This window comes from Streptomyces sp. NPDC042259 (assembly GCF_055582085.1).
This window is the reverse complement of record NZ_JBVJDW010000016.1, coordinates 71,351-96,815: the sequence shown is the minus strand read 5'-3', so window position 1 is coordinate 96,815 and position 25,465 is coordinate 71,351. Positions and strand designations below refer to the sequence as shown.

Sequence of the window (25,465 nt, the reverse complement as noted above, 5' to 3'; positions counted from 1 at the left end):
AAGAGTCCAGCTACAGGCGCAGCGCACGGCTGCTCCGTGCCCCGCCAGCCGGTCAGGTCACCCGGGTACCGGCCAGCTGCTGGATCCTGCTCAAAAGAATCCGGCAGTTCTTCACCGCGTCGTACACCCCGTGCAGGCGCTGATACCGGTACGCCGCACGCTTGGCCGACCACAGCCCCTTCCACACGGCCACGGGCACTATTGCGTCCTCCCACCGACAGGCACCCAGCCACATCCGCACGGGCAGAGAGGCCGTGTAATGGCGCTGGAGTTCCCGCTCGATGACCCCGCGGTCGAACGGCAGGTTGTAGGACACACACCGTCTTCCGCGAAAGATGACGGTGAGGCGGGGGAGAATCGCGCTGAACGTGGCGGCGCCCGCGGTGCGGTCGGCGGTAATGCCGTGCAGAGAACTGGCCGCTGGGTCGATCTCCGCGAGCGGGTTGACGTACTCGTTCAATAGCACATGCCCGGCGCCGTCCACGGCACCGATCTGGACCGCCCATGCCTCCTGCAGCCCAGTGGTCTGGACATCGACGAAGAGCAATGCCGGGTCGGCGAGAAGGCGTCCAGCCCAGCGTTGGACCTGCTCGCGTTGCTCTTCCCACACCGACGGCCGGCGCAGAGCCCGGACCGCATCGTCGAGTTCCACGTAGCGCTCGCACAAGGTCTGCACGTGCCACAGGCCGTCGATATGGGTTTGTGCGTGCAGAGTCCCGAGATAGTCGTGCTGTTGGTAGGCGACCCATGTAGGGCGTTCCGTGTCAATCGGCCGAACGAACTGAACGGGTGTGCCATCGACCGGGCGGCTGAACGTGTCACCCCACTCATCCGGACCGACCGAGACCCCGAATGGGCCAGGACTTCGCTGCGCGGGCGAGCACAACAGGTCCTGAGCCGGTGCAGGACGCTGATGCGCTGAACCATCCATATGCAGATCATGCGATATTCGGCGCGGAAAGGATCAAAGCCGCCTGCGTCGACACGCCATACAGCCACCAATGGATCACCTGCAACCAGGACGCCTCACGGCACTGCGCGGGATTCGCGTTGCTGCCTGGCTCCTTCAGCACAGCACGGCAGCCGTCCGTGGCGCTGGTTTCCCGGGCGGGGGGGGACCAGCCATCCGGTATGCGGGTGACCTTCCAGTGTCGTGCATTCTCGAGCATGAACGTGTGACGTTCTAAACATTATTTCTATCGCATGGCGGTATTTCTCCTGCACGCGAGAGACTAGAGGGTTCCATGTCAGCCCCGGCTGACCCAACACTCGTTCACACCGAACATATGCGACTGGCAGGGCAGGTATGCGCAGCGGCCTTTCGGCGCGATGTTCCGCTAGTTCCCAGGCACTGGGACGAGAAAGGTATTTGCCGCCTCAGCCCAAAGATAGTTCGCCCGGCATGCGAGCGCCGACATGACGTTGTGCCACAGAGCGGTGAAAGTATGGACGTGAGCCTTCATCAACACTGGGCCGCGCGCCCGATCGGACCGCAGCCGATACGGGTTGCGGGAACGAGGGCGGAGCTTGCTCTTCGATCCGGGCTCCGGTCGTCTGCCTTACGCAGCCGCCCCTCCCGCTCGGCCAGCAACAAACTGAGGATCATTGGCCCATCAACGTCTAGAAAACCGCGCGACAAGCCCGCTGAACTTCCGCTCCTGCACCAAGTGGCGATTCAGGCGCGACAGTAAGGCGCTTTCCATCAAGTGAATCTGAGTCGCCCATGCCCTGCTCGAACACTTCACATACAGCCGCCGCTGCGCGTCCACACCCTCAGGCGTGACATGACAGGCGATGTCCTCGCCCACTGCCGGCACCCACCACGCGCCCAGGTCGCCAAACCATGTCGGCCGCTCCAGCATCGTGATCATTTTCCTTTGTATCGAACGCAAGACGGGTACAGGTCCCAGGATAATTCCCGAACACTTTATCCGGCCGAAGGATGACCGGGAAGAACGGAAGTGAGTGCGCAGGGGCCGTGAGCGATGTTCTGCGGCCTCCCGTGCCGGTGGCTCTAGCTACGTCCGCTCCCGCTGTGCCCAAGGGGATGCCGGGCCACTGGTGGTACGAGCCGAAGTTCGACGGCTGAAGGCTGGTCATCCTGCGTATCGAGGATTCGGTGGTGCTCCAGACCCGCTCTGAGCGCCTGGTGACACACGCTTTCCCCGACCTCGCGGCCGCCGCGTGGCCCTTCCCGCCGGTACGGTGATTGACGGGGAGGCTGTGATCTGGTCCAGCGGCCGGATCGACTTCACCGCCGTCCAGGAGCGGGGCCTGTCCTCGCCCGCCCGCGCCGCCGCGCTCGCCCGCACCAGGCCTGCCTCGTACGCGGCCTTCGACGTCCTCGCCGTGCGCGGCGAGGACGTACGGGCCCTGGCCTACCGGGAGCGGCGCCGGCTGCTGGAGGAAGTCCTGGCGTCGCTCGGCCCACCGCTCCAGCCCGTACCGGCCACGGACGACCGCACGCTCGCGATGCACTGGTACGACACCCTGCCCGCCGCTGGTCTCGAGGGCCTGCTCGCGAAAAAATCCACCTCTCCCTATCGCGCGGGGCGCAGCAGGGCGTGGCTGAAGATCCGCCATTCCGAGACGCGGGAAGCGGTGGTGGTGGGAGTCGTCGGAAGCCGGGCCCAGCCTCACGCCCTGGTGGTGATGCTGCCCGGCCGGGACACCCCCGTCATCACCAGCCGGCTGTCCGCTCTCGTCGGCAGCCTGATCGCCGAAGAGCTTGCGCTACTGCCCGACGACGATCGCCCGTCGACCACAGTCGGGGATGAGCGGTACATGCCGGTGCCACCGCGCCTGGTTGTCGAGGTCGTACACGGCACCACCGCCCGGCACGCGACGACCACCGTCGTCCGGCTGAGGCTGCTGGACTGAACAGCGCGGCGCACTCGGGCAAGGAGATGCGGCGCGCCGTGGAAGAGGAAGCAGGGGCCCGGCAGCGAGGCGCATCGTCATGTCGATGATGTTGCTGCCGGGCCCGCGCATTGTCTCCAGCCCCACGCGCCACGACAAGAGGTACCTGGGCGCGCCAAGGGGAGACGACCAGCCCCGGTGACGTTGCAGGGCAGGCAGCCGTGGCACTCCGCGGTGGTTCACAGATCTGCTGCGTCCAGCAGGCGCAGCAGGGCCTTCTTCGTGTGGTGCTGGTGGCGCAGCTGTTGGCAGCGTTGGGTGAAGGTGTCGGTGGTGCCGTTCCGTTCGGCCAGCACGGCAAGGTCGCCGAGGATCTGGATGGCGGCCGGGTAGTTGCGGCCGGTCCGGTTCGCGATCAGCTGGGTGGCGCGACTCCAGGCTGCCTCCGGGGCGTCTTCCATGGCGGCCAGGCGTTGCTCCTGGGCGATCGCGGCCGCACGGCGTGCGACCTCTTGTCGGCCCGCTTCCTCCTTCTGTTCGCGTTCGGTGCGCAGGGCGGTCTGGGCCGGGGTGGCGGAGCGCAGCTGGGCCACAGTGCGTTCGGGGACCGAGCACTGGGTGGGCGGGTGGGCGGCGCGGAAGCGGCGGTGTAGTTCGGCAACGGCGTGGGGGTCCTCGCCTTCGAGGAGGCGCAGGAGGATGTCGTCCTTCTCTGTAGCGGGGAGGGCGCGCACCCAGGCCTGGTGTGCATCGTGGGTGGGTTTGGGGACGAGGCTGGGGTTGGGGTGAAGGGTGGCTGCGGCGGCGATCAAGTCGGGGTTGATGCGCAGGAAGGCAGCCAGGTCGTTGAGGGAGTCGGGCAGGTGCGCCAGGCCAGCGGGGAGCGGAGGCTCGATGTCGTCTTCGGCCAGGTCGTCGTTGTTCAGCGCCAGGAGCCAGGCGAGATAGAGCAGGCGCAAGTCTCCGGCTGCGACGTCGGAACGTGCCCGGGCGATCGAGGGGAGCCACTGCTCCTCCCGGCCGGGGCCAGGGCCATAGTCACCGGTGTCGAAGAGGTCTGCGAAGTCCCCGTACGCGTCTTCCGGGTCGGATGTCAACGTGAGGAGGACGTGGCTGCCGTGCTGCCGGGCCCGGGCCGATGCGCCGGAGCAGTAGCGGGCGGCGACCCGGAGCGGGAGCTGCTCGGCCGGCCAGCGCAGCATCACTTCCCGGGTGCCCCAGTTCGCGAAGTACAAGAACGCGTCGTACTGGTCCTCCATCAGCCGCTGCGGGCTGCCCTTGAACGCCCCCCACTGATAGGTGTTGACGAAACTCGTACGGGTGAGAACAGCCCGGGTACTCAGACTGCGGACCGCGGCGAGCTGCTGATCGCTCAGAGGCCGGTCAACAGCGCCAGCCACCGGCGTACGGCCGACCGCCGTGTCGGGCTGGGAGGCCCGGCCGGGGGCACGGCTGGTGGGTAGGCGGGCGGTGGCGGGAAGGATGAGCTGTTCGGCTGTGGGGTGCGTTCCGGTGCGCGAGCGGGCGGGAGGTCCCCGGCCCGTTCGTCCGCGTCATCGGCGATGCTCGTGACCGGGCTGGGAGCGGGTGCGGTGCACGCCGCCGCGTGGGGTGAGGCGTCATCGGCCTGCTCCGCGGGCGCGTCGTGCAGCGCAGGCGGCTCCGGTGGGTTGGGCGGAGCGGGTGTGGGGGCGCGTTCGGGATCCTGGGGAGAGGACGTGGGCGGCGGGCTGGGCAGGAGTTCGGCTGAGCGTCGTGGAGGTGATGGTCTGCGGGTGCGTGCCGGGGTGGGGGTGACGCCCTCGGCGGCGGTGTCGAGGTCCCAGCGTTCCACCTGCCAGGGCTGGTCCGCCCACAGTTGCAGCTCGATCCAGCCGCGGTCACGGGCCCGGGACAGGTCTGCGGGGAAGAGTCTCCAGTAGCCGTAGCCGAGGAATTTCCCCGAGCGGGTGCCCGCCCCGATCCAGTCAGGGTCGGCGCAGCGCAGGGCAACACGGAGCTGGAGGCGCTTGCCGTCGATGGTGACAGGGTGGCGGGCGGCGTACTGCACCACGTACGTCTCGCCGGTCTTCCCCGCGACGGCGTCCGCCATACTGACCGGCCCCCAGACCGCGTGGGGGATCGCGGGGGCTGTGCCGTCGATGAGCGCCTGGGCCAGGATGTGGGCGTTCGCACGCGAGTAGCAGAACGCGTCCCAGGGAATGTCGCGCTGCCCGTTCGGCGCGGTGGCGGCGAACTCGGCGACGGTGTCGGGATCGTGCTGGAAGTCCTCCAGCAGTTGGACGATGCGCCGCGCTGAGGCGATCGCAGGGCCGGCGCGCTTGCTCGTCGCCCGCGGGCCCGCGCCGCTGGCGCGCGCCCCGGGCCGGGCGGGTCCTGGCGGCCGCTTGGTACTGCCGCTGCCCGTGCGCTCCAGGGGCGGGCAGGTCAGCCGCCACTGACCGCCCCGCCGCACGACCGTGCCCAGGGATCCGTCGACCAGGAGCCTCCCGCGCTGCTCCAGGTCGAACGCGCAGTGCGGCTTGTGGTCCTCGAGCTTGAAGTAGTGGGACGAGCGCGATCCGGGGTCTTCGGCGTTCCCATGCCGGGCACCCACCCGTGACCCGCACCCGTCGCACGTGAGCGGCGGCACGTACGGCGACTTCGGTTTCACGTCGATCGCGAAGCGGTCGTAGCGATCGCCGAGGGCGTCCCGGACGAACGGTATGCGCACCCCACGCTTCGCCTTCGCCACGAGTCCCTCCCCAGACCGACAGCTCACCAACACCCCCTATCCTCACCGACCCGGGCTACCGGGAGCCCCAGCTCTGCTCGACGGTGAGCCTGTTCACACCCGCCCACGGGTACACGCAGCCGGTCGTCGCCTGGACCAAAGAGGAGCAGCAGTACGAGATCGTCGACGGGTTTCACCGGCACCGCGTCGGAAAGGAGAACGACGCGATCCGCCAGAACGTGCGCGGGCGCCTGCCCATCACCGTGATCAACTCCGACCGGACGCACGAACACGACCGCATGGCCGCCACGATCCGGCACAACAGGCCCCGCGGGCTGCACACGGTGGACGGGATGTCCGAGAGCGTGCTCAAGTTCCACAGGGACAGCAAGAGCGAGGCATGGATCGGCGCAGAGGGCGGCATGGAGCCTGCCGAGGTCCGCAAGCTCTGCCAGAACCTCGGACTGGCCGAGTCCTTCGCCCACGAGGAGTTCAGCGAAGCCTGGGACGTCAAGTCCCCCTGGGAGCTGGAAGACGACGCCCACCTCATCGGACCGGGGGCCCAATGACCAGCACGACCGGCCCGCTGCGAACGCCGGCCGGACCCCTCCGCCCGACTTCCCCCTACCGGTCGCCCGCATCGCCCGCGAACTCGGCGTCGACCGCCGTACCCTCCACCGCGCCAGGCTTCGCTATTTCGTCTGCGTACGGATGAATGCCCCCAGAATCGCGTACATCGCTTTGGCTTCTGCGAGGCTTGCCTCTTCGCGGCAGTCACACCCGCTGATGAAGAGTTTGCCGCGCTCCACAGCAAGGCCGTGGCTGGTGCCAGCAATTTCGACCTGTACCGCCTTCCCTTGGAAGACGGCTTCCTTGAGCTTCTTAGGGGAGGACGGCATGAGAAGCCTTCTGTGAAGTCGCGGCATAGACCGCGAGCCGAAGCAGAATATGTAGGAGCCCGGGCAGACGGCCTGGGAGCAGCGGTACCGGAGAACCCGGCCAACAGGCGGCGGCCAGCCCGGCATGAGGCGGGGGCGGCCCCCGCGGCGCCTCGTATGGGTAGGGCCCTCGGGCCTCAGGGGAGCAGCAGGCTGGCTGCTCCCCTGAGGTGGCGGCCCGAGGGTCCGGCATCACTGGTTGGAGGGATCAGGCCCGGCGGACGTCGTAGGCGCAGAGCCAGTCCTCGTTGCCCTCGAAGTCGATGATCTTGTAAGTCAGGTGGGGCTCGGGCCGGGCCGGGTCGACCTCACACGGGCCGGTGTCGAGCACGGTCATGGTGAAGTGAGGCAGGAGATGGTGGTAGATCCTGACACCCACGTCATAGTTGTCGATCAAAGGGATTTCCCTTTCGTGAAGCGGTCTTGGTCAATTGCTCAGATGCCGAGTTTCCACGCCAGCGCGTTCCGGTCGATGGTTCGCTTTGTGTAGGCGATCGCGATCAGCTTCGCGGCGAAGTCCTCCGCCTCCATGTTGTTGCGGGCGGCGTCGGCGTTGATGCGGTCACTGATCCCCTTCGGGACCTGGGCGCGAATGGTCTCTTTAGGGGAGTGGTGCTCGCCTTGGGTGTTACCGAAGTACCGTAGTGTCGCGTCATGCTGGTCGTTCCGCTCAAGCCAATTGCGGGCCTGAGCGGGCGTGATCAGCTCATAGACCAGTTGGACATCGGTACCGGTATGGTGGTCGCCCAGATCCACTCGCCCGTGTCCGTCCGGAAGAGGTGATTGACGCCGGGAATCGGGTTGTCATCCCCCTGCCCCAGGCCCTCGAAGTGCTCAGTACCCGGATAGTCGGGCTGAAAGACGCCATGCTGAGTGAATCCATCCTCGGCCTTGACGACATACGGAACCTGAATCACGTTTCTCCTTCAATGGAAGTAATGCTGCGCGAGTCACAACCGTCCACCCACGGCCCAGGAGGTTCGACTGGTCGCTGTGGTGGGCGTGTTGACGGGCAGGGTTTCGCTGGTGGCAGGGGGCTGACGAAGGCGGTCGACAGCCCAGGCGCTGGGCAATGTCGATCGGGGGCAATGGCTGCGCCTCCGTTTTACTGGAGGTCGCCGCTGCGATGACACCAAGATACCACCCTCAAAACATTTAAGCAATCTTCTTGCCCTGTGCTTGGCTCGGTGCACAGGCACGGAGGGTGCAGGCCGCCACGTCGGCTCCCACGGGCGAGCGCGACGGGCACCGCGACGGAGCGGCTTCGACGCCTGCCCGACGGTAGTGCCCGCGCAGCCCGACAGCATTCCCCCTGCGGGGGCGCACTCTGCGGCGGTCGGTGACAGCCTGGCGCGGCTACCGGACCCCGTTCGTAAGGAAGTTGGCACGATGAACCCCGCCCCTGAAGAGGTGCCACCCCCACCGCGTGGTTCATGTGCAGATTCGCCGCGGACGCGCCCAACGGAGCGGTAGGGTCCTGGATCAGGCGCACCGTGTGTGCGCTCCCCTCCACGAGGAGCCTCCCCTGGGATCGGGCTTCTCGCCCAGGGGGTCCGATCCGGGCCTCCTCCGGCGCGGCCGCCGGCAACGGCCGCAACCCGCTGGAGGGGAGCGCGCGATGGCGCGTCACCGCAGGAAGCCTCTATACGAGCGGATCGCCGCGGTAGTCCGTGAGTTCTGGAGGTGGATGCGGGGCCGGTGACGGCCGCCCTCCGAGAGACTGAGGGCGGCCATTGAAGCACCGGTTCGGTCCTCGCCCGTGATTTTTGCCGGTCCCGGGCGCGTCGGCCCTGCGGCGACGGCTCGGGGCTCCTGCTCCGCCGTCAGAGTTGTCGGTCAGTCCGGCCTGCGGGTGGCGAGCCACACGGTCACGACCGCCGCGATAGCTCCGATCGCTTTGTGAAGCGCTGCGTCCAGCTCCATCCATGCGCTGCCGGGACCGAATTTCTCCGCGACCACGTTGCCGTCCTGGTCGAAGCGCAGGGGCTGGCAGTGGTCGATGAAGCCTGTGTTGCCCGTCTTGTCCGCGAGCCACTCGAAGGCAGCGCCGCGGTCGATCGCCGCGTGTGTCCCGGCGTTGATGGCGGCTCCGGCCAGCAGGGCTGCGACGGGCACCCGGTAGCCCAGGGCCCTCGTGGCCACGACGGTCGTCGCAGCCTGGATCCCGGTGTAGCTGGCGACGTGTCGCCAGACCGCGCGACGACCGAGCGAGGTGGCTGTCATGACCTCACGGCCGGCTTCGGCGTCTTCCGGTGCGGCCGGTTTGCCGTCGGCGTAGACCAGATGGTCCCCGTACAGGCGCTTGGCCTTGGCGTCAACGCTGCGCTGCGGCCACAGGTCCCCAAATGAATGTACGGCCTCGAAGAGCCCGAGGAGGGCTCCGAGCAGGGCGAGCCGCTCGATGACGCCGCGCTGCGTCGGGCGCCCTGCACTAGGGAGCGGCGTAGCAATCGAGCGGGGGTGGCGGCGCCCGGCAGGTCGCCGGCGGGGGATCGCCGCGTCGAGGCGGCGGGAGGCGATCCGCAGGACTCGTCGGGCGGCAAGCGTCGCAGACATGGACGTCCTCGTTTCCGGTAGGCATGCGTCACCACGGACGCTTGGGTGCTCGTTCGAATGGTCTGGTGCGCGGTCCCGCGAGGCTGCCCACGGCTGGGCAGCCTGGGGGTGAGTCCGGTCACCAGGTGGTGACCTCTCCCATCGTGGTGCGACTCGCGGAGCGCGTGTGCACCCGAGGCGCACATAGAGGTTGATCTGCCTCACACCAGCGCGGCGTCCCGGGGCTCCGGTCCTGCTGGGCGCGGGGGCGGGACTCGGTGCCTGCGGGGCGTCGCGTCGTCGCCTGCGTCGCGGCGCGGCCGGGCCTCAGCGTCCCGGGGCCCGGGGGGCATGGGGTTGTCTCGGGCTCCCTGCGCTCAGGCGGCCACGGCTGGGGCACTGGCCGCGTTCGGGTCCCGCTGCGAACGCCAGCCGGACCCCTCCGCCCGACTGTCCCCTACCGGTCGCCCGGAGCGCCCGCGAGCTCGGCGTCGACCGCCGCAACCTCCACCGCGCGCTGGTATCCGACCCCGCCGCACCTGGTCCGGCTGACCACGACGACAAGGGGCGGGCCTTGTACCAGTTCCAGCCGGTCACCGACTGGTGGCCCAAACAGCGCGGCCGCGGGCAGCGAGGCCCTGACCGTCAAGCACGACGGCCTCGCACACATCTGCGCAGAATTTCCCTCTGCCGGACCCCGCGTCAGCGGATGTTTCGGCAGAGGATGTCTGAAGGACGCCTTCGCCCGTCAGAGAGGCGCCCGTCGTCCTCCCGTGCCAACGCCGACCACGAGGTTCCCCCATGTACGAGCCCTGCCGGGCCCGCCGTCCCGTCATGACGCAGGTGCTGGTTCCGCTGCTGCGCGCCAGCTGCCCGCCGGACGCGGGCGGTTACGGCGGCGGCATCGAGCTACGCCTGACCGAAGACGAAGCCGAAGCGCTCGGTGGCGTCGCACTGGTACGCGCCGCGCTGCGCGCGGCGGCCCGAGAACTCGGCTGGAAGACGGAGACCTTCGGCTGGACCGAAACGATCCACGGAACGATGGTGGGCGTCACGGACCGCCGTACGCCTCCTTCGCCGTTCGACTCGGTTGTCGACGCCGACCGGCAGCGCCGGATGCGCAAGGCCGTCGAGCGGGTCGGCTCTCCCGGCGCGCCCTCCCCTCCGCGCTCCGACGAGCCCTCGGTCCGGCTACCCACGCAGAAGTTCCTCACCGCCTATGCAGCGGCGCAAAGCGCGGTGGACTGGTGACGCGGCGAGGCCGCGTCACAGGTCGACGCCGCTACTTCTGCTCAGCTTTCCCAGGGCCAGCGGGCGTCCCGACCCGCCTCCAGCAGCGGCACCATGCGGAACGCCGCATCGGTCAGGCCACCGAACGTGTGCCGGTTGGCGGACCCGGAGGGGCCGTGGCCAGGCCGGTAGCCGGCGAGGTTCCACGTGTAGACCGGAATGTCGGCCGGGACCTGCTCAGTCGGGTCGCCCGCGTAGTGATACGAGGCCTGCTCGTCGGTGACGATCAGGACCCGGTCGTGCCCGCGGTAGTGCCTGCGCACCGCCTCGGTGGTGTCCGTACCGCCCAGGCTCCCGAAACGCTCCAGCACCTTCAGGACCGACTCGCCCTGGCGGTACGCGACCGCCGCGCTGGTGGTGCCGAACTCGACGAGGTCGGCGTCCGCGGCGCGCAGTGCCACGGCGGTGCCGAAGATGGCGGCGGCGTCCGCGCGGTTGAGCTGGGACCGGTCGGACAGTGGCGACCACATCGAGCCGGAGCGGTCGACCAGGATCAGCGTCCGGCCCGGAAGTGCCGGCACGTTCGCGAGCGAGTGTCCGAGGGCCTTCTCCAGCGGGTAGGCCCAGCGCAGGGAGGGAGCGTGCTGGTAGGCGGCCAGGTACCGGAAGGGGAACTGCCGCGACCGGGCGACCTCGGCCGGGTCGGCGATCCGAACAGCCACCTGCTGGGCGACCTCGTCGCAGACCCCGGCCTCATCGAAGTTCCGCAGGTTGCGGACGAGCGCCATGGTGCCCATGGAGGGGATGACCGCCTCCCACGCCGCCGCGTCCATCGGGCCCTGGAGCCAGCCCGCCAGCGCCTCCCACGTGATGCCGGCCTCCGCAAGATGCTCGGCGCCGCCCGGACCGGTGACCAGGGCGCGCCGTTCGGCGACGGGTACGGACATCAGCGCACAGTGCGCGGTGAGAGTGCGGTCCGTGGTGGGCGGGGTGGCTGTGTCGGGGTTGTGGCGCCGGTCGAGTGCGTACTGAAACAGCTCGCCCTGCCACGGCTTATCCGGGTGGGGCGTGGGGTGGACGATGTTGAGGACGTCACCGAAGCGGTAGCCCTTGGATGCCGTGTCGTACTTCAGCAGGTTCCGGCCGGTGTACAGGCGCCGTACGGCGTCGGCGATGCCGCGCTTGACCGGCTTGGGCACGTGCCGCCCGTGGACGGACGTCCAGTAGGCCAGCATCTCGCCGGGCTCGTCGGCACGGCGCAGCACCGAGTCGACAACCTGGCGGTTGGCCGGGCCGTTGGTGGCGCCGGCGTCGAGGCGGGCCTTGACGTACTCGGCGGCGCCGACGAGGGCGGCGGTGCGCATCTGGCCCTCGCCCCGCAGCCACCCGAGCAGGCCCGCGGTCCAGGCGGCGTCCTCGACAGCGAGCTTGTGCACCAGCGCGCCGAAGCGGTCATCGCGAGCCGCGCCGTTCTCGTGGAAGGTCTGCTGGGAGACGAAGTTGGCGACCGCGAGCAGGAACAGCTCCGAGCGGTCGTCGCGCACGTACCCCTTGCCGCCGAGGTGGGTGCGGGTGTGCCCGGTCGTGGTCACGGGCGAGGTCGGCCGGGCCGCCTTGGGCGCGCGGGCGTTGAAGCGTGCCATGTGAAATCCCCCGAATTCATCCGGGGAAGCACGGCGAAGGGGCGTCCGAGATCAATGAGGTCGGCGACGGTACAAGACAGCTGCTCTTCCTGACTGAGCTACACCAGCCCGAAGCTGGGACGGGATTTGAACCCGCGGCCGGCTGTTCCGAGAAGTAACCGTCACCTGCGCACCGGACGCCCCAGTGCCGCGCCTCCCGAGTTCAAATGTGGTCACGGCGTGGGATTCGATCACAACGAAGTAGCCGTGGCCCGCGCACCGGGAGGTGCGTGAAGCGTAGCGTCCAGAGATCGAAGCGGCGGAACCGACAAGGTGCTCTGCCAACTGAGCTACACCGGCCTGTGTGCCGGTGGCGGGACTCGAACCCGCGGCCTCCCCATTAAGAGTGGAAGTAGGTCCTGCCTTCGCACCTGGACGCTGGTCACTGTAGGGGGCCGGTGAACCGGCGCGCCAAGGGTTTTTCGCGTCCCCCGCACATGCTCACCCTCTCGAACGGTTGTGGCATGGTCTGGTCACCGGCGCGGTGTTCGGCTGCGCTGTTCGATGACAAGGGGTTTGTTCATGGCGCACGAGGCTCTGGTGATCGAGACGGACGGCACCGTTCGCCCCGTGGAGCTGCCGTCGGTCCCTCAGGAGCGCAGCTCGGCGTTGCACGTCGCTGTGGGCGGGTTGGCGGAATCGGCGCGCTATCACCCCATGGCGGTGCTGTATGTGAATGCCGACGGTGCGGAGGTGCCGAACGTGGCCGCGTGGGCTCTGGCGTGCGCGTGGCGTGGGCTGGACCTCGACTACAGCCTCTACGGACCGGTCGTGGTCACCGCCCCTTCGCCTGGCGATTCTTTGCCGGAGGCTCTGGCTGGTCAGGTTCACGCCGCGGCGGAGGGTGTGGTGGAGGTCCTGGCCGAGTGGCGCGGCCGCCGGCCGGTCTCCTCGGAGGCCGGGATCCGGGAGTTGCTTGCCCAGGTCCGCTTGCGCGTACCCGCAGGGGTGTGAGTGCTCAGGTTCGGGGACTGGGCTCGGGAGGGTCGAGCAGCTGGGGCCCGTTGTTGCGCACGCTATTTACGGCCCGGGACACGGCGCGGGCGTCGAGGTGGCCGGCGGCGGGAGCAGCCAGCAGGTCGCGGAGCTCGCCCGGGTCCTGGTGGCCGGGGTCGAGCCAGTTGTCCCAGTCGTCCGGGGCGATGGCCAGGGGCATGCGGGGGTGGATCCGCCCGGCGTCGTCGGTGGCCTCGGTGGTCAGGACGGTGCAGCTTGCCACCCATGCGGCCGGGTCATCGTCCTCGGCCACCGTCGAGTCCCGCCAGAACTCGTAGAGCCCGGCCATCGCCATGACCTGCCCCTCGCGTGGGCTGATGAAGTATGGCTGCTTGTGGGGCTTCTTGCCCTCCGCGGCTGGCACGGGGACCCATTCGTAGAAGCCGTCCGCGGGCAGGAGGCAGCGGCGTCTGACGAAGGCACGGCGATAGGCCGGCCTCTCCGTCACCGTTTCGGCCCTGGCGTTGATCATCTTCGCGCCGGTGGCGAGGCTCTTCGCCCACGACGGCACCAGGCCCCAGCGCAGCGTCCGCAGGCGCCGGAGGACCTCGCCGGTTTCCGGGTCGGGGCCGTCGAGTACGGCCCACACGTTGTTGGTGGGTGCGACGTTCCAGTTCGGGGCGAGGCTCTCTCGCGGATCCCAGGAAGTGACCTGGAAGAGGTCGGCCAGGTCCTGCTGGCCACGGGTGGAGACGTATCGGCCGCACACGCGCCCCACCCTACGGGTCTGGCGATGGCTGCAAGGGTGTTCTGTTGATGTCGCCACGCCGCGGGTGCCCGCCAGCGCACCATCAGTCGGCGGTGGCGGCTGAGCCTGCCTACTCGAGGTCGTAGACGGTTACGGGGACCCCTTGCTCGATGAGCCGGTGGATGATGAGCGGTTCGATCTCCTCCCACGTCCCGCCGGCGAGCCCGCAGCCGATCCGCGGCATATGGACGGAGGCCCGTCGTTCCGTCGCGTGTGCCGCCAGGGCGGTCAGGGCCTGGTCGATGGCCTCGTAGCGCACAGGGCGGGCGGTGGAGGTGCGGCTGCGGATTCCGTGCTGGCCGATCAGGTTGGCCACCCACAGGTCGGCGTCGACCTGGACGAGTTGTGCCGCGCCCAGGGCGAAGTCGTTGGTGGCGCGGTCGCGATGCCATTGACGGTAGGCGGCTTCGGGCTGCTGCCACCGGCGGGAGAGAGCAACAACGAACCCCTTGCCCCAACCACCCGCGTCGTTGCAGACATGGGCGATGATCTTCGGTCCCGTTCCGGCAGGCCTGGTCGCGTCGCCACGGACGTATGCGAGCTCTGTGTTCATCCACGGACCGTACGGGCAGGGACTGACAATCGGCCCGGCCGACCGGTGGCGGATGTCCGTCCTGCGGGCCGGGCGGCAGGTGGGGTTCCGGGGGCTGCTGCCGGGGCCGGGTCGTGGAGTGCGTGCTTGGGCGTCGGCCGGCGTGCTGGGTGCGGTCGGGCGAGGGCTGCCGGTTTGATGGCTCCGGGGCCGAACCGTGCCCGCGCACGGTCGGACACGGCCTCGATGGCCTGTTGCCGCTCGTCGTCCGGTCCGAAGGCGAGTTGATAAGCGGTCTGGTGGGCCGGGCGGATGGCTTCCGCGCGCAGTCCGAGTGTTCGAACACGGGCTCGCTGGAGTCCGAGCAGCCGGTACAGGTCGTATGCGGTGGTGACCAGGGGCGCGGTGTGGTGGGTGGGCTCCGTAAGGGTTCTGGAACGAGTGGTGGTGGTGTGGTCGGCGTAGCGGGAGATGAGAGACAGGCCGCCGGCCGCCGCCTGGTCGTCTCTCAGGTGGGCGCCGAGCTGATGGGCGAGGTCGAGCAGGGCGCGGCGGTGCTGGTGGGGGTCGAGGCAGTCGGTGCTGAAGTGGTGTTCGCGGCTGAGGGATTTGGGTGCGGGCTGGGTCTGAACGGGGCGTGGGTCGTGGCCCTGAGCGCGGGCGTGCAGGGAGCGCCCGGTGGCGGTGCCAAGGAGCCGGGTGAGGGCGGGCAGCGGGGCGTCGGCGAGATTCCCGATCGTGTGCAGCCCGTGCTTGGTGAGGGTCGTGGCCGTGGCGGGCCCGACACCGTGAAGGAAAGCGGCGGGGCGGGGGCGGAGCCAGGCGGTGACTTCGTGTTCGGCAAGGAGCGTCGTGGTCCCGGGCGGGGTGACGGCGCCGGCCATCCTGGCGAGCATCGGGTTGGGTGCGACGGCGCACGTCGTGAGCACGTCGGTCAGCGCCAGAGTCCGGATGCGCAGGATGTCGCAGATGCCGCGGGCGTCGCGGTCCCAGTACCGGGTGGCGCCGCCGACGTCGAGGAGCGCGGCGTCCGGGGGGAGGGGTTGGACGTTCGGAGTGATGTTGGTGGCGATCGCGAGGAGTTGCTCGTAGAGCTCGGGCCCGGCGGCGGGCGGGAGGGCGAAGTGGGCATGGAGGATCTGGCGGGTCATGGCGATCATCCCGGGGAGCCGGGACTGGCGTGGCCGAGGGAGCGGAGGTTCGCGGAGCGGTCGCCGGCGGGCTGGAGGTCGGCCCAGGGATGGAGCTGGGCGCCGCCGGTGCCGATGGGGAGGGTGCGGTGGGGCTGGGCGGGGGTGGGGTGCGGGTGGGTCTGGCCGAGGAGGCGGAGGGCGGCATCGGGGCCGTGGTCGCGGCGTGCTTGGGCGATGGCGTCGAGGTCCCAGGCCATGTCGCCGGTGACGGTGGTGCGTGGGCCGCGGCGCTGGACGGTGCCGCGGACCAGCAGCAGGCCGGAGTGGAAGATCGTGTGGGCGCAGGCTTCGTGGGTGTTGTCGAAGAAGGCGAGGTCGACCATGCCGGAGCCGTCTTCGAGGGTGACGAAGATGATGCGGCGGCCGGAGCGGATGGGCGGGGTCTGGGTGGAGGCGCGGACGCCGGCGACCAGGACGCGCTGGCCGGGGCGCAGTGCTCGCAGGTGGGCGGCGTCGGTGGCGCCGAGTTCGCGCAGGAGCCGGTGGTGGTGGTCCATCAGGTGCTGGGAGACGTCGATGCCCAGGACGGTGAGTTCGGCGGTCATGGCTTCGCGGCCGGTCATTTCCGGCAGGCCGCTGGGCTCGGCGGCCAGCAGCTGGTCGTCGAGGGGGAGCTGTCCGTCGTCCTGGCGGGCGCGGGCCTGGTGGTGGAGTTCGGCGATCTGCAGGAGGAGGTCGCGGCGGGTGAGGGTGCCGCGGACGGGTTCGAGGGCGCCGATTTCGGCGAGGCGTTCGGCGGTGGGGCGGGAGGGGCGGGCGCGGTGCCACAGGTCCTGGAGGGAGACGTAGGGCTGGCCGGTGGCCAGACGCTGCACTTCGTCGGCGTGGATGCCCTTGACCGCGGAGAACGCCAGGCGCACACCCCAAGCACCGCCGGAGGTCTGTTCGATGACGTGCTGGGTGCGGGAGGCGTTGATGTCGACGCCGAGGACGGGGACGTTGTGGCGGCGGGCGTCGGCGACGATGACGCGCTTGGGCCACATGCCGGGGTCGTGTTCGAGGAGGCCGGCGTAGAGGGCGGCGGGGTGGTGGGCCTTGAGGTAGGCGGACTGCAGGGCGGGCACGGCGAAGGCGACGGCGTGGGCCCGGCAGAAGCCGTAGGAGCCGAAGGCCTCGCAGATGCTCCACACCTCCTCCAGGACGGCGGGCCGGTAGCCGCGGGCGGCGCCTTCGCGGTGGAACCAGGTACGCAGGGCGGGCAGGCGGGCGCTGTCGCCGAGGGCGCGGCGGGCGACTTCGGCCAGGGCGCGGTCGCAGCCGGTCATGGTGGCGAGGATGTCGATGATCTGTTCGTGCCAGATAGTGACGCCGTAGGTGTCCCGCAGGACCGGCTCGAGGTCGGGGTGGGGGTAGCGGGGGGCTTGGCCGTGGCGTGCGGCGATGTACTGCTCCGGCATGCCTCCGGCGACCGGGCCCGGGCGGAACAAGGAGATGTCGGCGATGACGTCCTGGACGTCGCGGGGCTGGAGGCGGCCGAGGAGGTCTTGCTGGCCGGGGCTTTCGAGCTGGAACATGCCGATGGTGTCGCTGTTCTGGATCATCTTGAAGGCGAAGAAGTCGTCCAGCGGTACCTCGTCCAGGACGACGTCCGCGCCAGTGGCGCGTTTGATCTCGTGGACGGCGTGGGCCATCGCCGACTGCATCCGCACCCCAAGCACGTCGAGCTTGAGCAGGCCGAGCTCCTCCACGTCGTCCTTGTCGGCCTGGACCATCGGGTACTGGCCGCCCGGGGTGGGCTGGACGGGCAGCCGGTCCAGCAGGGTGCGGTTGCTGAGAATCACCCCGCACGGGTGCATGGCGTAGCCGCGGGGCAGGGCGTCGAGCCCTGCGGCGAGCTCCCATAGCGGGCCGAACCGCGCGGCGTCGGCGGCCAGGGCGCGCAGTTCGGGGAGCTCGGTGAGGGCGGAGGGGATGTCGCAGGCCCGGATGTGCGGGAAGCTTTTGGCGATCTTGTCGACGGTGCGGGGTTCGATGCCCAGGGCGAGGCCGGTGTCGCGGAGGGCGTGGCGGGCGCGGTAGGTCTCCGGCATGCCGGTGACCGCTACCCTGTCGTGACCGAATCTCTCGAAGATGCGGTCGTAGACCTCCAGACGGCGGGCGGATTCGACGTCGATGTCGATGTCGGGCAGGCTCTTGCGCCGCTCGGACAGGAACCTCTCAAAGAGCAGCCGGTGGGACAGCGGGTTGGCCGTGGCGATGCCGAGCGCGTGGCAGGCCATGCTGCCGGCGCCCGAGCCTCGGGCGGCGACCCGGATGCCCATCTCGCGGATGTCTTCGACGACCTGGGCGACGGTGAGGAAGTAGGAGTCGAAGCCGAGCCGGCCGATGACGGCGAGCTCTTCCTCCAGGCGCGTGACGGCGTCGGTGTCGCGGTCCAGGCCGCGGCGGATCATGCCGGACTCGCAGCGTTCCCGGAGCAGACGCGCCGCACCGCCCGGGCCGGGTGCGGCGCCGACGGCTTCGGCCTCGGGGAAGTGCGGGATGCCCATGCCGAGATCGACGACGGGGTCGAGGGTGCACTGCTCGGCGGTCCGTACGGTCTCCGCCATCAGGCGCAGTGCCCGGTCCTTCCCGGCGCCGGCGGCCTCCGCGATGTGCTCGGCGGCCGCGGCCATGGAGGCTGGGTCCTTCAGCCACCGCTCGCCCGCATCGAGGTGGCGGCGGTCGACGGGGCGCAGCAGCCGCGCGGCGTCCAGGACGTCGGCGAGGCGGTGCTGGGCGGGGTCGGCGTAGCGGACGGCGTTGGTCAGGACGGCCGGGATGCCGAGGTGGTCGGCCAGGCCGAGGGTGCGTGCGGCCAGGCGGAGCGAGCCCGGGCCGGTACCCGGCAGCCCCCACCACAGGGTCTCCAGGCGCAGGTTCGGTCCGGCGAGGTCGCGCCATGGGGTGAGCAGTTGCTCGGCGCGGTCGGCCCGGCCGGCGGACAGGGCCCGGGCAGATTCGGAGACGGGGCCGAGCAGCACGGTCAGGTCCTGGCCGGCGTGCTGGTGCAGCATGGGCCAGCTGACGACGGGATGGCTGCCGGCGGCTTCGGCGTGAGCGGCGGAGACCAGGCGGCACAGCCGCGCCCAGCCGGTCTTGTTCTGGGCGAGGAGGGTCACGCGCAGGGGCGGCTCGCTCACGTGGGCGCCACCGCGGACGGGGGTGCGCTGCCGTTCCACTCCTGTCGTGGAGGGCTCGGCCGGGGCAACCGCGACGTCGACGCCGAAGATCGGGCGGGTCCCGGCGGCGCGGGCCGCTTCGGCGAAGCGGACGGCGCCGGCGACGGTGTCGCGGTCGGTCAGAGCGACCGTGCCGATGCCCCGCTCTGCGGCCCGTTCCACCAGGTCGCGGGGGTGCGAGGCGCCGTATCGGGCGGAGTAGCCGCTGGCGACGTGGAGGTGCACTCCTTTACTCATCGCTGTCTCCCGCCGTGGCCGCCCTCCCCTTCCAGCCACCTTGGCCGGTTCCCTTACCCCACAGTATCGAACTAGAATTCGAACACGCATCTTGGCGCGCACTCGGCGCGGGCGCGGAGTATCGGCCCGAAGTCCGGCGGTGGCTCCCTCGCCCGCAGAGCCGCCGGTCGGTCGGCAAGGGGCGCGTCAGACGACACGACCTTGCGGGAATGCGCAGGGCGAGCCTTTTGTCCTGTGATGAGAGTGAGAGGAACCCCGAACGTGAGCACGCCCGCGCCGATCAAGGCAACCGTCCTTACCTGTCCCCGGTCCCAGATCGGGCCCTGTGCCCGCTGCCAGCAGGACTGCCGGCGTTACGGGCCTGGCGCCCGCACGCTCTGTGACACCTGCTGGGAAATCGCTGAGGCCGCCCGGAAGACGCCGAAGACCGGCTGACCAGTGACAGCGAAGCCGCGACGGTTGGCACCGAAGTCGGGACGTCGCGGTTCTGTTGGGCCTGGCCAGTCAAAGAGGTCAGCGGGTGAGCGGTACCTCGGTGATGGTCAGTGCGTCGGTGTCGAGCACGTACTCGGCCTCGCCGCGACCCATGTGGTAGGCGCGCAGTGCGAAGGGCGGCGGGACGACGCGGTACACCCTGCCCGTGGTCGGCCAGCGGGCGCCGCCCGTCCCGGCGGCGTAGCCCTCGGCGACGGCGCGGCAGGTGGACGACGCCCAGTCGGCCCGGCGCTCGGGCGCGCCGCCGCACGGCACCATCCTGCGCGGGTGTTCAGCCAGCGCTCAGTGGCTCGATGTCGGCGGGGGTGAGGTCATGGCGGAGGCGCAGGTACCTCACGGGGTGCCGGTGCCGGCCGTGTTCTGCCGCTGTGTCGGCGCGATACTCGGCGACGATGGCCGGCTGGACAGTGTCGTACCGCAGGTCCTCCCTGCTGTTCCACCCGGCGCTGATCCGGATCCCTGCCCAAGGGTGCTCGGGCCCGCCCGGGACCAGCTCCGTTCCCAGTTCGCGGCGGGCGGCGGCGGAGAGCGGTGTCGTACGGCCGATGAAGCGCAGCCGTCCCGTCGTGTCGTACCGACCCAGGAGCAGGCTGTAGGGCGAGCGTAACGGCCCGGTGACGCCGGCGATGATGCCCTCGGTCGTCTGGAAGGTGCGGACCTTCCACCAGCTGCCCCTCTGCCCCGGGCGGTAGGTCCCGGCGCCCGCCTTGACCAGAACCCCTTCGACGCCGACGCGGCCCCACGCCGGATCCAGCCACTCCTCGGCGGTCGCCCTGTCATCCGTGGAGGCCGCCAGCGTCCAGGGCGACCGAAGAATGCCGGAGGAGAACAGCGCCTCCACGCGCGCCCAGCGCTCCCGGTACGGACGGGAGAACAGCACCTCCCCGCCGGGCGCCTCCAGCAGGTCGAACACCACCAGCAGGGCCGGCACCGCACGAGCGGCCTCCGCCGCGCCCCGGCCGCGCCGCCGAGCCCGCTGCTGGAGCGCCGCAAAATCCAGGCGGCCGCCGTGGAATGCCACCAGCTCGCCGTCGACGACCAGATCCTCCTCGATGCCAGCAGCGGCCTCGACGAACTCCGGGAAGGCGGCCGTGAGATCGGCGCCGCGCCTGGACTGGAGCAGCACCGTGCCCGAGCGGATGAACGCCAGGCACCGGTAGCCGTCCGCCTTCTGCTGCCAGATCGCATCCGTCACCTCGCCCGGGCGTGGGAGCGTGTCACGGGCCTGCGCCAGTATCGGCTCGATCGGTGGAGTCAGCACAGCCACAACCTCGCCCAAAAATGCCGTGAGCGCCCGGCGAGTGACCCAATCGTGCAGTGCATACGAGCCCGCACGCGCGCATGCCCTCCACTCCAGGGGCGCGAAGTCCTATCCGCCTTCGCGCTGGCAGACCCGTAGCTGCTGGGCACCGGCTGATGTAACCGGCGGCGCGTACAGCCACAGGTCCTCGTCCGCGCGCTCCGGTCGGCGCCCGCAGACGATGGGGATCAGCCGGATCATCCGCCGCGAGACCAGGGGTTCGGCCTGCGCGCGGTACGTGAGGTCCGCCCGCACGAGCCGGTGCTGTCCCATGCCGGCGAGCGGACCGGGCCTGCGGCCGAGACCCGTTATCGTGCGGGAATGCCCGAGATGATCAGTGCCGTCCCTGCGCGATCCGTCCCAGCGGAGCGATTTCTCCTCGCCCGGCTCCGGCGCGCCAGCACCGGTCGGGAAGTCCGAATGAGTGTGCACACGGCGGTGTGTCCCGTGGTGCCTCGGCACGGCAAGTTGGTGATCAGCAGCGGCTCGTGGGAGGTCGTCGAAGCCGCGGGCACGGCCGTGCCCGGTCTCGTGGACGAGGCGGAGCAGCGCGGGGTGGCGGTGCTCACTTCTTGCCGGCGCTGCGGCGGCTGGCCGCCCGCCTAGGTACACGGGCGTCCCCGGGGGAGCCAGCGCCTCCTGATTCCGTCCACCGTGCGGGCTACCGCTTAGGGTTCGATCATCCGTTCCCGACCAGGGGCGGCACAGGCCGGTAGCTCACCGGAACGGGTCCTTGCGGCCCGGTGACCTGAAGGGGGAGGGACAGTGTCGTTGCCGCTGCCCGACATCTTTGAAGCGCGGCAGGCGCGGGAGATCCTGGCCGCCTATCAGGCGCAGGACTTCGAACGCGCCGCCAAGCTGGAAGAACACCTGATCACCGAGGGCTCCACCAGCGCCGAGGAGCGCGAGCGGCTCAAGGACCAGTTGCGCTGCGCACTGCTCTTTCGCGCCCAGAGCGACGCCAGCGCGGCCGGTGACAGCGCCGGCGCAGAGATTCTGAGCCGGGTCATCAAGATGGTGTGCTCGGAGCGCTCGATCAAGACGACCCTTGTCGCCGCGTGGATCCATGCCGGGAGCGAGCTGGGGCTGTCCGGCCATCACTACGACCAGCTGATCGCCTTCGTCGACGAGCTCGGTGCCGGGCCTGAGATCAGGGCGGCGGTCGCCAAGATCCAGCGCCTGGACTAAGCGCTCTCGCACACCAGCAGGTGTGCGGCCCGCACGATCGCTTCTGCGCCCGCTGCCACGGCATATGCTTCGCCGCCGGGCTGTTTGCGCGTGAGGTCTTCCCCGCATGTGGCAGGCCGGTCTGTGACGCAGGCGGCGCGGCTGGGAACCGGCCTCGTGTCAGTGGCCACCCTCATCATGAGTACCGTCGGATCGCCCTTCGGAAGACGGGTGGGGACCGACAGCGGTGAGCAGAGATCACTGATCGCATCCACGGCCCCCGGGCCGGAGGCGTAGCAGCGGGGCCCCTCTCGGGGGCGCGCACCGGCAGGCGGACTAATCCACACACATTGGGCAGGAGTCATGAACCGTAGTTGGCAGAGCACCGTTGACACCCTCGCTGACCGCGCCGAGCAGGCTGCCCGTTCGAGCGTGCGGGTGAGCGAGGCCAAGGGTGAGCTGGTCCGGATCCGCCCGGCGCACCTGGCGGAGCTGTCCGAGAGCGACCCGAACGCATACCGGCGCCAGGCTGAGATCCACGTCCGCTCAGACAGCTTCGCGGAAGCGCAGCGTGCCTTGCTCGGTGCGGTCGCGCTAAGCAAGGCCCACGACGCAGCGTTGCTGAAGGCGGCCGGCATGGTGCTGCGGCGCCGGGCGGAGGGCCGGCTGGCGCCTCGGCGTCTTCCTCGGCCCCGTGTTCTGCCGGGCGAGGCGACGCCGCAGTGGTGGATCGACTCGGTCAACAATTCCGCCGCCGGTATCTGGCGCGTGATCCCTGAGCCCGGGCCTGAATCGACGCTCGGCCCGCGGGATGACCGCCTGGTGCAGAACGTCGCTCAGCAGGCGCGGCGGTTGCAGGCCAGCCTCACCGGTCACCGCGCCCGCGGTTCCTACTACGAGGCGTACGAGCCCGATCCCACCGCGGCCGACGGCCACGGCACCCGCCCGGTACCCGCCCTTCCCGGCCTCAGCCAGCGCACCAGCCGGCGAGTGAACCTGTGGTTCAGCCACGGCCACCGGGTACCGGCCGAACGACTCGACGAGTTCCGGCAGGCCGGCCATGACGCGTTCGCCGTGTGGGAGCGCGCACGGGGCTACGGCGACGCTGTCCTCGCGCTGCTGCGCAGCGCCACCTGAGACGACTGTTTGCGAACCCGTGGGCGCAGGTCAAGGGTGTGTCCGGCAAGCGGTAGGGCAGTGGAGCCGTTCGTGGAGCCGTCACGGTGACGGCCCCGCAGATGCATCTCAGCGGTCTGCTGAGGTAGCTCCAGGCCGTTTCGCGGGCGCCCAAGTCGTGAGGCTTTGCTGCGGATCGGTGTCCATGAGGAGGCCCTCATCGGAAACACTGAGGCCCAGGGCGCTGCCCATGAGTGTCTGCCACTCGCGGTCGTTCGGTTCGGGGCTCATGGCGTCATCTTTCCACGCCCGGAGTTGGGAATCAGGTGGTGGCCGCCTTTCGGCCACCAGCAAGCGGGTTCGCAGCCCCTGCGCACGACGGTCCCGGTGCTCCGGGCGGGGCGGGGGCTGGGGGACACTGTGCGGATGAGCACCGACCTGTCCCGCAGCCCCGCAGACTCCAAGAACCGTGAGCGCCGCCCGCTGCACTCCCTCATTCCGTCGGCGCCGGCGCCGCATGCCGACACCGTCGCCCGGACCGTTCCGGCCTCCGGCGATGTGGCGAAGGTCAGGGCCATGGCCGCGCAGGCAACCCCCGCCGCCGGGCAGGCGCTGGCCGCCCTCGCGGCAGTGCAGACCGCCTCCGTCCACGTCGGCGTGCTCCAGGCCGCTGTCGTGCTCCTCGAAGACCGGACCCGCGCCGGCAACGACACGGCGCAGGCCCAGGCCATGACCGCGACCGCCGCGGTGCTCCGCGAGGCGGGCGCCGGGCTTCAGGCCGTCTCGGCGAGTGCCTCGCCCGCCGAGCGGGCCATGGCCACGCTCGCGGTAGTGCGGACTGCCCCCGTGCACGTGGGGGTCCTCCAGGCCGCCGTGGTCCTCCTGGAGGGCCAGCCCCGCCCCGACGACCTGACAACCGACGAGGCCGTCGCCGCGACGGTTGCTGCGCTCCGTGAGGTCATCGAACGCGCTCGTAGCTGACGAGGCGTGACCGTCTCATCCTCACGCCAGCGCGCGCATCTGGTCACGGGAACCGGCCGGGGACAACGGGCCGGGTGCTGGATCGCCGCGGGCGTTGACCGTAAGGGCACGGCGTGGCCGGGCGCGACTGCCGATCGTATGCGGGCGGACGTCAGAGCGCAGCCTGTAGGGGCAGGGCCGTGGTCGCTGAAAGACGCCTGATGGCCGCCGGGAACCATCCCGGTGGCCATCGCCCTATCCAGCCGCGTCCGGCCGACCAGCCAGCTGGCGCCTGCGCGCCTACGCCGCGGCGGCCTTGGCTAGGGCAGCGAGTGGGGAGCTCCCCACTCGGACCCTTCACCGCCTGCACGCCCCTTGGGCCGCAGGGCCGGCGGGCAGCAGTCGCGGGCGGCTCCCGGCCTCCCCCTCACCGGCATGAACCCGGACGCCTCTCACATCAGGCAGATATTGCTTAACTGTTTTCATGAGGGTAGAATTAGAGTCGTAGCCGGGCATGGAGCCCACCGGCGCTCAGCCGCCTCCGGCCCATTCCTGTACGGCACTTGGATGCCGCCGAATCCACCCCTCCCGCGCCTCACCGCGCCGTCCACGGCATTGGTCACCCCCTCATCGGGGCCAGTGGCGCCGGACGTGCAGCGCCGAAGGCGCCTTGAACCACCGGCTCTTGTGACGGGCTGGCTTGAGGAGAGCTCATGAGCATGCGATACGAGGTAGACGACGCCGACTGCAACCTGGGGATCGTCACGTCGAACAACGCCGATGACTACCGGTTTGAGCTTGACGAGGGGAACTACGCGCTCGTGATCGGGGACCCGTGGGCGACGGCCTTCGCGGTTGAGGACACCCCCGAGAAGCTGCGGGCGTTCGCGCAGCGGGTATCGGAGCTGACCGACCGGGAGATCCCCGAGCCGAACCCGGCGCCGGACGCCGCCCCGAACATCAAGGCCCTGACGCACCCGGGCAAGTCCCCGCTGGCCGCCGATCCGCACGGCTTCCTGGCGGCTCTGGACGATGTCTCGCTGAAGCGCGTCGCCCGCGCGCTGCACACGGCGCGGGCGGAGCGGCTCGCCCAGCGCGTCGCCGAGGCGACGCTGGGCGCGCTGCCCCGCCTCGGTGCGCGGGCGCCCTTCGCCGGTCGGGGCGCGATCGGCCGCGTGATCTTCACTGCGGAGGCGGGCGCCGAGGGCGGCTCTGCCTACTGGCCGTCCTTCGCCACCGTGCACCTTCGCGACGGCGGCGTGGTCGAGGAGGTGACCTTCGAGCGCTACGTGGGGGCGTTCCAGATGGCGCTGACCGAGCTGATGCCGCCGTCGGAGGGGATGCAGCGCGTCATCCCGGTGCCTGGGGTGGCCATGCTGAAGGACCCGTGCACCGTGTGCCATGACGTGGCCTGCCGCAGCCGGAACAGCGGCACGCGGGCTCTGTGCGCGGCCTGCCCAGAGCCGTGGACGGTGGCGCACCGCTCCCACCCGCGCCGGGACTGTGACGGGTTCACGCCCGTCCCGCCCGCCGCTTCTCAAGGCCAGCTGGCCGCCTAGCCTGCCCACCCGGGGGCACACGCTAGCGCCCCCGGGCCCCTTCA

25 protein-coding genes are annotated in these 25,465 nt (G+C 70.3%); 9 read left to right on the top strand and 16 right to left on the bottom strand.

What is annotated here, in order from left to right; all coding sequences use genetic code 11:
- Positions 1-52 precede the first annotated feature (52 nt).
- Both ACZ6MA_RS31275 and ACZ6MA_RS31270 read right to left on the bottom strand, forming a co-directional pair.
- Positions 53-931 carry a 3'-5' exonuclease gene (locus ACZ6MA_RS31275; RefSeq protein WP_469437961.1) on the bottom strand — a complete coding sequence of 293 codons (879 nt, stop codon included), beginning with the start codon at positions 929-931 and terminating at the stop codon, positions 53-55.
- Between the two features lie 682 nt (positions 932-1,613).
- On the bottom strand, positions 1,614-1,871 hold the full coding sequence (locus ACZ6MA_RS31270; RefSeq protein WP_469437960.1) for a DciA family protein: 258 nt from the start codon (positions 1,869-1,871) through the stop codon (positions 1,614-1,616).
- Positions 1,872-2,223: 352 nt separating this feature from the next.
- On the opposite strand from ACZ6MA_RS31270, the gene ACZ6MA_RS31265 reads away from it, so the two are divergent.
- A complete protein-coding gene (locus ACZ6MA_RS31265; protein ID WP_469437958.1) occupies positions 2,224-2,880 on the top strand; it encodes an ATP-dependent DNA ligase in 657 nt (218 codons plus the stop codon).
- Positions 2,881-3,098: 218 nt separating this feature from the next.
- On the opposite strand, the gene ACZ6MA_RS31260 is transcribed toward ACZ6MA_RS31265, so the two are convergent.
- Together ACZ6MA_RS31260 and ACZ6MA_RS31255 are read right to left on the bottom strand one after the other, a co-directional pair.
- Complete coding sequence (locus tag ACZ6MA_RS31260) at positions 3,099-4,259, bottom strand: hypothetical protein (protein WP_469437956.1); 1,161 nt, start codon at positions 4,257-4,259, stop codon at positions 3,099-3,101.
- A complete protein-coding gene (locus tag ACZ6MA_RS31255) occupies positions 4,232-5,593 on the bottom strand; it encodes a hypothetical protein (protein ID WP_469437954.1) in 1,362 nt (453 codons plus the stop codon). Before ACZ6MA_RS31255 ends, ACZ6MA_RS31260 begins: the two co-directional genes overlap by 28 nt.
- A gap of 83 nt (positions 5,594-5,676) precedes the next feature.
- Between ACZ6MA_RS31255 and ACZ6MA_RS31250 the strand changes: the two genes are divergently transcribed.
- Positions 5,677-6,141 (top strand): ParB N-terminal domain-containing protein, encoded by a 465-nt coding sequence (locus ACZ6MA_RS31250; RefSeq protein ID WP_469437953.1) that lies wholly within the window; start codon positions 5,677-5,679, stop codon positions 6,139-6,141.
- 123 nt (positions 6,142-6,264) lie between these two features.
- Here the strand turns inward: ACZ6MA_RS31250 and ACZ6MA_RS31245 are convergent, their stop codons facing one another.
- The 4 genes from ACZ6MA_RS31245 to ACZ6MA_RS31230 all read right to left on the bottom strand — a co-directional run bounded on the left by ACZ6MA_RS31245 (position 6,265) and on the right by ACZ6MA_RS31230 (position 9,066).
- On the bottom strand, positions 6,265-6,471 hold the full coding sequence (locus ACZ6MA_RS31245; RefSeq protein ID WP_469437952.1) for a hypothetical protein: 207 nt from the start codon (positions 6,469-6,471) through the stop codon (positions 6,265-6,267).
- Between the two features lie 247 nt (positions 6,472-6,718).
- The gene (locus ACZ6MA_RS31240) at positions 6,719-6,907 is read right to left on the bottom strand and encodes a hypothetical protein (RefSeq protein WP_469437950.1); all 189 of its coding nucleotides are present in this window, start codon (positions 6,905-6,907) and stop codon (positions 6,719-6,721) included.
- 38 nt (positions 6,908-6,945) lie between these two features.
- A complete protein-coding gene (locus ACZ6MA_RS31235; protein WP_469437948.1) occupies positions 6,946-7,266 on the bottom strand; it encodes a hypothetical protein in 321 nt (106 codons plus the stop codon).
- Between the two features lie 1,080 nt (positions 7,267-8,346).
- Positions 8,347-9,066, bottom strand: a complete 720-nt coding sequence (locus ACZ6MA_RS31230; protein ID WP_469437947.1) for a hypothetical protein — start codon at positions 9,064-9,066, stop codon at positions 8,347-8,349.
- 813 nt (positions 9,067-9,879) lie between these two features.
- Between ACZ6MA_RS31230 and ACZ6MA_RS31225 the strand changes: the two genes are divergently transcribed.
- Complete coding sequence (locus tag ACZ6MA_RS31225; RefSeq protein WP_469437945.1) at positions 9,880-10,296, top strand: hypothetical protein; 417 nt, start codon at positions 9,880-9,882, stop codon at positions 10,294-10,296.
- A 41-nt stretch (positions 10,297-10,337) separates the two neighbouring features.
- Here the strand turns inward: ACZ6MA_RS31225 and ACZ6MA_RS31220 are convergent, their stop codons facing one another.
- Entirely contained in the window at positions 10,338-11,918 is a 1,581-nt protein-coding gene (locus ACZ6MA_RS31220; protein ID WP_469437943.1) for a TROVE domain-containing protein, read from the bottom strand.
- Between the two features lie 561 nt (positions 11,919-12,479).
- Here ACZ6MA_RS31220 and ACZ6MA_RS31215 point away from each other — a divergent pair.
- A complete protein-coding gene (locus ACZ6MA_RS31215) occupies positions 12,480-12,911 on the top strand; it encodes a hypothetical protein (RefSeq protein WP_469437942.1) in 432 nt (143 codons plus the stop codon).
- A gap of 4 nt (positions 12,912-12,915) precedes the next feature.
- On the opposite strand, the gene ACZ6MA_RS31210 is transcribed toward ACZ6MA_RS31215, so the two are convergent.
- The 7 genes from ACZ6MA_RS31210 to ACZ6MA_RS31180 all read right to left on the bottom strand — a co-directional run bounded on the left by ACZ6MA_RS31210 (position 12,916) and on the right by ACZ6MA_RS31180 (position 20,892).
- Complete coding sequence (locus tag ACZ6MA_RS31210; protein WP_469437941.1) at positions 12,916-13,662, bottom strand: SOS response-associated peptidase; 747 nt, start codon at positions 13,660-13,662, stop codon at positions 12,916-12,918.
- A 109-nt stretch (positions 13,663-13,771) separates the two neighbouring features.
- Positions 13,772-14,254 carry a macro domain-containing protein gene (locus ACZ6MA_RS31205; protein ID WP_469437939.1) on the bottom strand — a complete coding sequence of 161 codons (483 nt, stop codon included), beginning with the start codon at positions 14,252-14,254 and terminating at the stop codon, positions 13,772-13,774.
- Positions 14,251-15,384, bottom strand: coding sequence for a DNA polymerase Y family protein (locus ACZ6MA_RS31200; protein ID WP_469437937.1), 1,134 nt, complete (start codon positions 15,382-15,384; stop codon positions 14,251-14,253). Before ACZ6MA_RS31200 ends, ACZ6MA_RS31205 begins: the two co-directional genes overlap by 4 nt.
- Before the next feature lie 5 nt (positions 15,385-15,389).
- The gene (locus tag ACZ6MA_RS31195; protein WP_469437936.1) at positions 15,390-18,824 is read right to left on the bottom strand and encodes a DNA polymerase III subunit alpha; all 3,435 of its coding nucleotides are present in this window, start codon (positions 18,822-18,824) and stop codon (positions 15,390-15,392) included.
- A 513-nt stretch (positions 18,825-19,337) separates the two neighbouring features.
- Positions 19,338-19,577 carry a hypothetical protein gene (locus ACZ6MA_RS31190; RefSeq protein ID WP_469437934.1) on the bottom strand — a complete coding sequence of 80 codons (240 nt, stop codon included), beginning with the start codon at positions 19,575-19,577 and terminating at the stop codon, positions 19,338-19,340.
- A gap of 13 nt (positions 19,578-19,590) precedes the next feature.
- Entirely contained in the window at positions 19,591-20,580 is a 990-nt protein-coding gene (locus ACZ6MA_RS31185; RefSeq protein WP_469437933.1) for an ATP-dependent DNA ligase, read from the bottom strand.
- A 108-nt stretch (positions 20,581-20,688) separates the two neighbouring features.
- The gene (locus ACZ6MA_RS31180) at positions 20,689-20,892 is read right to left on the bottom strand and encodes a hypothetical protein (protein WP_469437931.1); all 204 of its coding nucleotides are present in this window, start codon (positions 20,890-20,892) and stop codon (positions 20,689-20,691) included.
- Positions 20,893-21,039: 147 nt separating this feature from the next.
- Here ACZ6MA_RS31180 and ACZ6MA_RS31175 point away from each other — a divergent pair, with 147 nt between their 5' ends.
- From ACZ6MA_RS31175 to ACZ6MA_RS31155, 5 genes are all read left to right on the top strand, one after another.
- Positions 21,040-21,225, top strand: coding sequence for a hypothetical protein (locus tag ACZ6MA_RS31175; protein WP_469437930.1), 186 nt, complete (start codon positions 21,040-21,042; stop codon positions 21,223-21,225).
- 159 nt (positions 21,226-21,384) lie between these two features.
- A complete protein-coding gene (locus ACZ6MA_RS31170; protein ID WP_469437929.1) occupies positions 21,385-21,807 on the top strand; it encodes a hypothetical protein in 423 nt (140 codons plus the stop codon).
- A gap of 342 nt (positions 21,808-22,149) precedes the next feature.
- Positions 22,150-22,923 (top strand): hypothetical protein, encoded by a 774-nt coding sequence (locus tag ACZ6MA_RS31165; protein WP_469437927.1) that lies wholly within the window; start codon positions 22,150-22,152, stop codon positions 22,921-22,923.
- 405 nt (positions 22,924-23,328) lie between these two features.
- On the top strand, positions 23,329-23,883 hold the full coding sequence (locus tag ACZ6MA_RS31160; RefSeq protein ID WP_469437925.1) for a hypothetical protein: 555 nt from the start codon (positions 23,329-23,331) through the stop codon (positions 23,881-23,883).
- Between the two features lie 692 nt (positions 23,884-24,575).
- Positions 24,576-25,421 (top strand): hypothetical protein, encoded by an 846-nt coding sequence (locus ACZ6MA_RS31155; protein WP_469437923.1) that lies wholly within the window; start codon positions 24,576-24,578, stop codon positions 25,419-25,421.
- Positions 25,422-25,465 lie beyond the last annotated feature (44 nt).